The sequence below is a fragment of the Haloferax sp. s1 genome, from assembly GCF_058382125.1.
The window spans coordinates 1-1,287 of sequence record NZ_JBZRPK010000137.1 but is presented as its reverse complement, the minus strand read 5'-3'; the positions used below and the strand labels follow the sequence as shown (position 1 = coordinate 1,287).

Genomic DNA, 1,287 nt, shown 5'->3' with positions numbered 1-1,287 from the left:
CATCTGGGGACACCATTTTTGCGGCTCACTGAACTAAATCATGCAGCTAGCTGATAGATCACCGAGCCCTGGTGCGCCGAGCATGATGTTGAACAGTGCAGCAGCGATGAGGCCCCACGAGACGGCCTCGATGATGTGCCGACCGCGGATGGCGAGAACGATAACCACCGCGATGTCGAGCAGGTGGACGAGACCCCACGGCGAGACGGACGCGGAAACCTGCCCGGTCACGTTCGCGTGTGGCATCCCGCTCCAGAGTCCGGGAATACCGAACCCTGCGATGAGATACGCTACGATTGCGAACGCCGCCGCGACGACGGCGTATTTCACACGGGACGCGACGACGCCGCCGATGTCGGCGTCTTGGGTCACCGCGGAGACGATAGTCGTGTCACTGACGGGTGCGAGATTGTCTCCGAAGACGGCTCCGGAGAGAATCGCACCGAACAGCAGTACTGGGTTTGCGCCGAGGAGCAGGCCCGCCGGGAAGACGAGGCTCGTGAAGGCAATTGCGGTGCCGTAGCCGGTACCAATACCCGTCGCCAGGAGTGCTGCGAGCAGGAACGTCGCCGCCGGGAACAACCCGGGACCGACGTTCAGTACCGTTGCAGCCCAGACGAGACCATCGACGAAGCCGCCGACCTGAATGGTCTCGGCGAACATGCCCGCCCAAAGCCACGCGACCACAGCGGTCGCCGCGACCCGACGGGTCATGCCGGCGAAGATGACATCCGCATAATCCTTCCAGTCTCCCCGAACAAACAGCATTCCCACGATGAGTCCTGTCAGCATCCCCGTGACGAGTCCGGTCGTATCGCCGATACCGAGGAAGCCACTTTGGAATATCGCCCATGCGATGAACAGAGCGATGGGGAGCGCGCTGACGAGGCGCCCACCACGGAAACTGAGCTCGATGTCCGGTTCTTCTGGCATCGTCTGTCACACTTTCGGTCTGGTATATAATAGGCACGAATTTCCTCCAATTAGTCATCCAAGATTTCGAGTTTACTGCCACATTAACACAAGAAAGTAACATGTCCCACGGAGATTATCGGCATATTATCGCAAGTGTTTATCATGAATCCCGGGAAATAGGCGGGTCATGAGTCAACAGGCGACGATAGCGGACCTCGTATCGTTCCGGCGGGACCTCCACCGCCACCCCGAACCCGCCTGGCGCGAGTTCTACACCACCGCGCGCATCGTGGACGAACTGGAAACACGCGACCTCGATGCGCTCTACGTCGGCCCCGAGATACTCGATGACGACGAGCGGATGGCCGTCCC

The 1,287-nt window shown here is 60.2% G+C and carries 2 pseudogenes; one reads left to right on the top strand and one right to left on the bottom strand.

The window, feature by feature from the left end:
- Nucleotides 1-36 precede the first annotated feature (36 nt).
- A pseudogene (locus QT222_RS01000) lies at nt 37-933 on the bottom strand (Na+/H+ antiporter NhaC family protein); the annotation flags it as partial.
- A 169-nt stretch (nt 934-1,102) separates the two neighbouring features.
- Here QT222_RS01000 and QT222_RS00995 point away from each other — a divergent pair.
- A pseudogene (locus QT222_RS00995) lies at nt 1,103-1,287 on the top strand (amidohydrolase); the annotation flags it as partial.